Source organism: Hyella patelloides LEGE 07179, from assembly GCF_900659865.1.
GTDB classification, from domain to species: domain Bacteria; phylum Cyanobacteriota; class Cyanobacteriia; order Cyanobacteriales; family Xenococcaceae; genus Hyella; species Hyella patelloides.
In genome coordinates, this window is sequence record NZ_LR214370.1 from 1 (window position 1) to 7,495 (window position 7,495).

The 7,495-nt window shown below is 38.4% G+C and carries 9 protein-coding genes and 6 tRNA genes; 5 read left to right on the forward strand and 10 right to left on the reverse strand.

The genetic code is table 11. The annotated features are described in order from the left end of the window. Positions 1-1,120: hypothetical protein (locus H1P_RS34375; RefSeq protein WP_144876123.1), on the reverse strand; the 1,120-nt coding region annotated here is incomplete at its 3' end. Between the two features lie 527 nt (positions 1,121-1,647). Between H1P_RS34375 and H1P_RS34385 the strand changes: the two genes are divergently transcribed. The 3 genes from H1P_RS34385 (at position 1,648) to H1P_RS34395 (ending at position 4,215) form a co-directional block, all read left to right on the forward strand. After that, a complete protein-coding gene (locus tag H1P_RS34385; protein WP_144876124.1) occupies positions 1,648-2,580 on the forward strand; it encodes a hypothetical protein in 933 nt (310 codons plus the stop codon). Between the two features lie 92 nt (positions 2,581-2,672). Then, complete coding sequence (locus H1P_RS34390; RefSeq protein ID WP_144876126.1) at positions 2,673-3,467, forward strand: HlyD family secretion protein; 795 nt, start codon at positions 2,673-2,675, stop codon at positions 3,465-3,467. 97 nt (positions 3,468-3,564) lie between these two features. Further along, positions 3,565-4,215 carry a DUF3800 domain-containing protein gene (locus tag H1P_RS34395; RefSeq protein ID WP_144876129.1) on the forward strand — a complete coding sequence of 217 codons (651 nt, stop codon included), beginning with the start codon at positions 3,565-3,567 and terminating at the stop codon, positions 4,213-4,215. 205 nt (positions 4,216-4,420) lie between these two features. Here the strand turns inward: H1P_RS34395 and H1P_RS34400 are convergent, their stop codons facing one another. Further along, the gene (locus tag H1P_RS34400) at positions 4,421-5,278 is read right to left on the reverse strand and encodes a tyrosine-type recombinase/integrase (RefSeq protein WP_144876131.1); all 858 of its coding nucleotides are present in this window, start codon (positions 5,276-5,278) and stop codon (positions 4,421-4,423) included. A gap of 62 nt (positions 5,279-5,340) precedes the next feature. Beyond that, on the reverse strand, positions 5,341-5,571 hold the full coding sequence (locus H1P_RS34405; protein ID WP_144876133.1) for a hypothetical protein: 231 nt from the start codon (positions 5,569-5,571) through the stop codon (positions 5,341-5,343). A 140-nt stretch (positions 5,572-5,711) separates the two neighbouring features. On the opposite strand from H1P_RS34405, the gene H1P_RS34410 reads away from it, so the two are divergent. Next, positions 5,712-6,011, forward strand: a complete 300-nt coding sequence (locus tag H1P_RS34410; RefSeq protein ID WP_144876135.1) for a type II toxin-antitoxin system HigB family toxin — start codon at positions 5,712-5,714, stop codon at positions 6,009-6,011. Next, on the forward strand, positions 5,995-6,393 hold the full coding sequence (locus H1P_RS34415) for a helix-turn-helix domain-containing protein (protein WP_144876137.1): 399 nt from the start codon (positions 5,995-5,997) through the stop codon (positions 6,391-6,393). The genes H1P_RS34410 and H1P_RS34415 overlap by 17 nt, the downstream gene beginning before the upstream one ends. Positions 6,394-6,428: 35 nt before the next feature. On the opposite strand, the gene H1P_RS34420 is transcribed toward H1P_RS34415, so the two are convergent. The 7 genes from H1P_RS34420 to H1P_RS34440 form a co-directional block, all read right to left on the reverse strand. Continuing rightward, the gene (locus H1P_RS34420) at positions 6,429-6,725 is read right to left on the reverse strand and encodes an HNH endonuclease (RefSeq protein ID WP_144876139.1); all 297 of its coding nucleotides are present in this window, start codon (positions 6,723-6,725) and stop codon (positions 6,429-6,431) included. Between the two features lie 160 nt (positions 6,726-6,885). Next, positions 6,886-6,973, reverse strand: a tRNA-Ser gene (locus H1P_RS37100). Between the two features lie 4 nt (positions 6,974-6,977). Beyond that, positions 6,978-7,052: transfer RNA gene (locus H1P_RS37105), tRNA-His, on the reverse strand. A gap of 30 nt (positions 7,053-7,082) precedes the next feature. Next, positions 7,083-7,156 (reverse strand) — tRNA-Leu (locus tag H1P_RS34425). Between the two features lie 26 nt (positions 7,157-7,182). After that, positions 7,183-7,256 (reverse strand) — tRNA-Leu (locus H1P_RS34430). Between the two features lie 7 nt (positions 7,257-7,263). Continuing rightward, a tRNA-Leu gene (locus H1P_RS34435) sits at positions 7,264-7,341 on the reverse strand. A gap of 6 nt (positions 7,342-7,347) precedes the next feature. Next, a tRNA-Gln gene (locus H1P_RS34440) sits at positions 7,348-7,424 on the reverse strand. Positions 7,425-7,495 lie beyond the last annotated feature (71 nt).

The following is a 7,495-nucleotide window of genomic DNA, read 5'->3' on the forward strand; positions in this document are numbered from 1 at the left end:
TTATTTTAACGAATAACTTTCGCGCTGATTTAGGTATGGCACTTTTGGGAATTGAATTGGCTAGCGATTTTGCATGAGAATATTCATTATAAAAATTATTGTATTCAAAGTGTACGGTTCTTAAATCTTGTAATTTTTCAATAAGTTCTGCTGCTAAACTATCCTCATCTTTATATTGAAGTCCATTAACTAGCTCTAATATTTTTTGAGTAGCATTTTTTCTGTAAACATCACCATTGTTTCTGTACAGTCCAAACTTGCTACCAAGTTGATATTTTATATCTTCTGATGAATAATTCCATACATAAGTGATAAGACTTTCTATATTATTTCTAACTTTATGTTCCTGTCTAGAATCACAGTAAATTCCAAAAATGGAAAGTAAAAAGTCATTGATTCTTTCTTGTGGTTGTTTTGAGAAAGCCATACCGATTGTAGGAAAATCTTGATTTGGTATTTCATTGATTCTAATATTTTCTAGTAGTTGTTTGAGTTCTATTGCTGAATGATCTGGCTTGGTGATAATTGCATATTTAAGACAATTTTCTAAAAATGAAAGCATTTCTATTCCAGAAAGTTCATTTTCATTTGGATGAGCAGCACTTGAATGATTTCTTAAGTAGTTAATATATTCAAGTTTTCTGTGGCTGATATCAGTAATTAAGCCAATTCTTCGGCATATTTCCAATAAATCATGAGGTGATATAGCCTCTAATTCTTCTTCTTTGTTTAGATTTTTGTATTTTGAAGATATACTGCTAGCTACAGTGTAAAAGTACTGCAAATCAAAATTAACTACTAGTCTGTTCAAAGCATTTATTGTTTCGTTCCATAAAAAATTTAATGCGCCATCAAACAAACCAACTGTTATAGAAACAGTAAATTTTGACAAATACTCTGCTTTTCTTTTCTCTTCTATTGGAAGAATTCTTAGAGTTTTTTCTAAAGAAAAGATAACTGTTTCCCTTTCTGCAATCGGGGAGAGAATGTTTTCAGTTGGAAGTCCTATATGTGTCAGAAGATCTGCAATAGGTTTACTAAATGCAGCAATAGAAGTTTCAATTTGCGAGGATTCATTACCAGATGGTATTAGTACGATTTCGGCTGATGTTTCAGTCATTATCTATAATTTACAAATTAATAGTGTTTTAATATCCAATCATTTATAACCTGTGTTTTAGATAACTGACGATCTCCCTCTCAAAACCCAAACTGGTAAAGTAACTCTACTCTTTACCGCCGATGATGGCGATAACACACGCAGCCTACTAACTTTAGGTTTTCATTTAGCTAATGGCGGAGGCATAACCACTAAGGTTAGTCAGAATCTAGGCTTAAGAGATGGCATTGTCAGAATTTATAATGAAAACGCAAGTACTAATAATGTCTATGCTGAGATTAAAGGCTATTGGACGAGCGATCGCACTTTTGAAGGAACAGTATGCAGTTGGGACGGTAGAAGTGAAGTTGATAAACATTTGATTTATGACAAACCAACAACTGTCATCATTTTAATACTAACGAGTTTCAAAATATGGGTAAATGAAATATCGGTTTTTCTAAAATTGTTAGTCAGATGTCTGCACAAACTCTTTTTGAAGGAATTGATATTGTAAAAAAATTAATCAAAGAGGAAAGTTCAGAACTATGGTAATTTCTTCTGGAATGATTACTGCCCTATTAATTGGTAATGAAATTATTGTCGTTTCGCCAATAGCAGTAGGGGCTGGTACTTCTGCCAGTATTGGTACTATAGCTGTAGAAGCTGCTGCCAAAAGCTTTTTGCGCGAGTCTTTAAAACCTTTACTGATTAAGTGGTCTGCTGCTGGAGGAATTTCTGGCGTTTTTGGTAGTGCTGCTGCTGGAACAATCGCGTTTTTAAGTAGCCCATATGTCCTGGTCGCTGGTGGCGTAGTTAGTGCTGTTCTTGTTGGTAAAGCGGTTTATGAGGCTGTTCAAAAATCTGATAATGATTTTCAATACTCTGTTGCAGTTGCAGCTAGTGCTTCTGGTAGTCCACCTCCACCTCCACCTCCACCCCCACCAGGAGGATTTGAGGCGGAGTTTATTGAGATATTACTTAAATTGATTGTTAAATATAAATGGAAACTTGTAAAAGCACTTATAAAAGCAGCACAAGCTTCTGAGGATGGAAAAGATGGTTCTAAAGTTTTTCTTGAAGAACTTTCATTTTTCGTTGCAGGAAAAGAGCTAGCTTATATATTTAAAAAGCTTGAATTGTTTACCGAAACAAAATACTTTGGTGACTGTTCGAGCTACTTGAGTAAGCTGATAGTAGGAGGTATTAAAAATACTTATCATGGTAAGTCATCCAAAGAATTTTCGATGACAGCAATTGATAAACTATGTCAAAAGATATTGTTTGAAGGATTAGATGTAATTTTAGAAGAGCATTACAGAATTTCTTTAAATGATAAAGCAGAGGCAAAAGAACTTCTGCGAGAGCTATTAGGTGAAATTTACGTTATTAAGGGTCTTGATAAAGAGTTTAAACGTTTAAAGGAAAACAAACACAAAGCAAAGCCAAATAAATCTCATTTAAAATTGAAATTTTCATAGATTAGAATTAATTTTAATTAGAACCCAAATTACACCCAAAACCCACCCAATAGACTAAGACAGAAACAGATAACCAAACTTGGCGAACTGTGATGAAGAAAACTTATAAACTATTGGGCTACTTACTCTTAGGCATTGGGGCTTATGCTTTTCTCAATGCCAACAATACCGATCTACAGGCAAATTCAACAGTCACCCAAGAGCAAACCACCTATAAACGCAATCGTCACACCATCACCCTAGTTTTAAACCAACTGTCAGACTTGAAGGTAGAAGAAGGACAAAGAATTAATGTAGGAGATATTATCAGCGATCGCACTACCGAAAAAACTAAGCTAGAAGCCAAAAAGCAGCGATTAGCAGCCTCTCTTAACCGTGCTAAATTGCCCCTGAGAGAACTAAAAGCAATACCAAAACCAAAGTTTCAGACAGAGCTAGTAACACTCAAACAGGCTCAATTTAATCTTGATGCCATTGTTCAGCAGATAAATAACTTTGACCAAAAGTTTCACCATAAAGACTCTTGGCACGTTCAAGTATTCGAGTCGGAGAAAGTGCAGCAGCTAGCAGAACTTAAACGCCAGGAACTAGCAGCATCAATTAATGTCGAGAAAGCGATCGCATCTCTGGATGAAGCTAAACTTAACTATCAAAAACAGCAGTACGAACACAGCCTAAAAGTATCTGACTATCAAACTCTGATGCAGAAACAGCAGGAGCAAATTATCTCGCTACAGACTCAGTTAGATAAGGTTGATGAGGAACTAGAGCAATTGACTAGCGTTTATTCTCCCTATCGGGGAAAAGTAAGACGGGTGAAGATACTCGGACAGAATGAGCGCAGTATTAATGTTGAGGTGACTTTGGATATTAGGGATGGAAAGTAAAATGTTTTTAATTCGCGTTTTGTAACACGAATTAATTGCCTTAAAATTAGTGCAGAATGGAAAGGTTTAAATACTTTTTTCAAGCTATTAATCGTTAATGTTTATTTTTCTAGATGAATCTGGAGATCTTGGTTTTGACCCGAACAAAAAAAATTCCTTATACTTCACTATCACTCTGCTAGTTTGTGAAGATAAAAGTACTCAAGACCAAATCAAAAAAGCGGTTAAAAGGACTTTAGACAAAAAGATTAACCACAAAGCTAAAAAACGTCGTGTACAAGAATTAAAAGGTACAGGAACATCACCAGAAGTAAAAAAGTATTTTTATGAGAAGATGCCACATAACGGATGGAGTATTTATTCGATAACAGTGACAAAAGCCAATGTGTATCAAGAGCTATCAACCGCTACAGGCAAAAAAAAGCTGTATAATTACCTGACCAAAAAAATTGTCGCTAAAATACCCTGCAACGGAAATATCAACAGCATTAATTTTGTCGTTGATAAATGTAAGAATAAAAGCGAACGAGCTGATTTCGATCAGTACATCAAATCACAGTTACAGCAGCAATTTGGCTCGGAAACTAAGATTTCAATCCACCACGAAATTTCACAGAATGACTCATGTTTACAGGCAGTTGACTTGTTTTGCTGGGGATTGCAACGAAAAGCTGAAAAACAAGACAGCCAATGGCTAGATTGTTTTCAACAACAGGTGAAAGCCAATTTGGAATATTTTGGTTATTAAAATGATTGAGAACCTGTATCGTCAGAGTCCTAAAGCTCGAAGCCAGTCGATGAAAGGAAGCACTAAAGGCACGACACGAGGGTTTACCTCTAAAATAAATATACCACAAAAGTTGTATGTTTGCACAACTGCAACTGGTCGAGATCCTTTTTTCACTACCAATATAATATCGCCGTAAAGATAGCGATCTCTTTACCCAAGTCGTCTAAAAATCAATAAACTGACTACTCCCAGCATCAGGAGATATGTGCAGATACCTCTCGGTAGTAGTCACGCTGGCATGACCAAGGCTCTGCTGCAACAGCCTCAAATTACATCCAGCTTCTAAGCTATGACTGGCATGACTATGACGTAACCAATGCGCTGATGCCCTTTCATCGATACCCGCCCGCTTACAGGCTCTTTTTATCATCTGATGGACTACAGATCGATTCATCTTATTATGATGGCGTGAAATGAAGACATACTGATTGACTCGATGGTATTTCTCAAACTCCTTCAGTCTCACCCAAAGCCAATCGGGAATAATTACTACTCTAGTTTTAGAACCCTTACCAAAGACGGTACACTTACCCTCACCTGAGTTATGAGGCTTTAAATCGTTCCAAGTTAGCCCCACAACCTCCGACACTCTCAAGCCACAGCCGTACATCAATAACAACATCAAGCGATCGCGCTCGTTTTTAACTCCATACTTAATCAATCCTTGCACCTGAGATACATCTAAAATCCTATCCGCTAGATTCTCCTTGGCTTTGGGAGTCTTCAAGAAGCTGCCCACATTCAAAGTTAAATACCCAGTCTTAACTGCAAAGCTAAACAGAGACTTGATTACTAAAACTTTGTTCGCCACGGTGGTAAGCTGAAATCGAGCCTTTAATCCTCGCTCCCATAGCTGCAAATCCTCTAACTTAACCTCAGACAATGGTTTATCAATAAACTCAACGAACTTAGTAACGGTGCTGTTGTAACTTATTTGGGTCGTCTCAGATTTTCCACCCAACCAAATCAAAATTAATTCGCGATCGCAGGAAGCATTAGTAACTTTGTTCTGAATAACCATTAATACAGAGGTATTGAAAAACCTGTAACAATATAAGCAGTTTTGTTAGACTTCATTATCCTCTAATAATCGGTTATTTTTACATCGCCCCATCTTTTACCTAATTTAATATGATCCCTGGAGGTCTGCATTTGCTTCGCCATCTCGGTTTTAGTTAGGTTTAGCCGTTTCATCTCTTCCTCTAACTGACGAGCCTGGACTCGCTTAATGGCGATCGCGCTACATTCCTCGTATAGTCCTTCTTCTTCGAGGAAATCATCAAAGCTAGAGCCAGTGTAAGGATTATCGTTCATATTTTTGATGCTCTTTTAATCTTTGCTCTCTATCAAATGTATCCTATGTGGTACACGACTATTAGCTGTATACAAAACAATATTGACATTGTATTCTCATTTTGAGAATATAGAGAAAGAATTTTAGATTATTAATAAATGTGCGCGTCATTAGCCGAAAAATTCTCCGCGATTACTGTCAATCCCATGCAGATGCCTGTGATGCACTATATGACTGGTACAGAGTAGCCAGTAAAGCACAATGGAAAAATTTGACTGAAGTTCAAGCCACCTATAAAAGTGCTGAAGCTGTTGGCAACTTTACCGTCTTCAATATCAAAGGCAATCGCTATCGTTTAATTGTCGATCTTATTTACCCCAATCAACGAATTTATATCAAATACGTTTTAACTCACGCAGAATACGATAAGGATAAATGGAAAAATGACCCTTACTACTAATCCCTCAGACTACGCCCAATTACTAGCCAAATATCAACCTAAAGTCATCGAAACTGAAGCAGAAAACGATCGCGCTATAGCGAGTGCTTCCGAATTAGAACACAGGGTTAATCGCACCCCTGGAGAAGATACGATCCTTGAATTGTTAGTTACTCTGATTGAAAAATTTGAGGACGAACAATATCCCATTCCTAAAGGTACGCCTCATTCGATGTTGCTACATTTAATGGATGCAGGTGGTATCAAACAAGAAAACTTAGTTGGCGTAATTGGTTCGAGAGGAGTTGTCTCAGAAGTAGTTAATGGTAAACGCAGTATTAGCAAAGCCCAGGCAAAAGCTTTAGCTGAATTTTTCTCGGTTGATGTTGGATTATTTATCTAGAACGACGATGGCGAACAACCGCGATCGCCATTTCATCACCATAAAGATAACTGACCTTCGCTTACTGGACTATACCGACTCCGATGTAAACCTAGATGGCAAGCAGCACAGACAGACATCAAATTAGACAATCGATTATCGCTCTGGTCATGGTTGCGATGATGCACCTGTAGAATGTCAGCCGTCCACTCAGAACGGGTTAAACCCTCTGGTTTTTCTCCTGGCTGGTAACATTTTTTCCCGCAGCACTGACATTGCCACTCAGCAGCTTCTTTTACTTTCAATGCTAGGCTGTGCCAATTATCGGGGTAAAGACTAGGATCTACAGGCATTTTAATTATTGCGATTGGCGATAGCTGTGCCGTAGGCATCGCGCTTGTGAGTTTATCTTATCGTAGAGTGGCGATGCCAACCGATAACGCTTCGCGATCGTACACACAACAAAAAACCCAGTCACTACACGAGCAACTGGGTTTGAATTAATCTGTATGACGGAAGTTGGAGGAATCGAACCCCTACGACATTCTCTGCCGTACCACGGTTTTCAAGACCGCTTGCCATCCATTTAGCGGCAACTTCCAAAGGGTGTCCGACGGGAGTTGAACCCGCTAATCACTTGCTTCACAAACAAGCATCTCCACCACTTCGACTTCGGACACCATATTCGTATCTATTTTGGTTAGATACAATACCCCTGACTGGACTCGAACCAGCAACAATCGTTTTTTGAGAACGACACCTCTTCCAATTGGGTTACAGGGGTTTATTGGGATGTAATTCAAAAGTCAGTACCCTCGGTGGGAGTCGAACCCACAAGATCTGGTTTCTAAGACCAGCACGTATTCCAGTTCCGTCACAAGGGCAGGTATTTGGTACTCCTGATGGGAGTCGAACCCATACATGAACAGATTTTAAGTCTGTCGCCTCTTCCAATTGGGCTACAGGAGTTTGTTGTGGCTGGGAAGGAGGGAATCGAACCCCCAAACTTCGCATTCAAAGTGCGATGGCTTTGCCTATTTGCCTACTTCCCATCAGCCCCCCAGACTGGAATTGAACCAGTGACTTTCTGCTCTTCAAACAGACGCTCTACCAACTGAGCTAC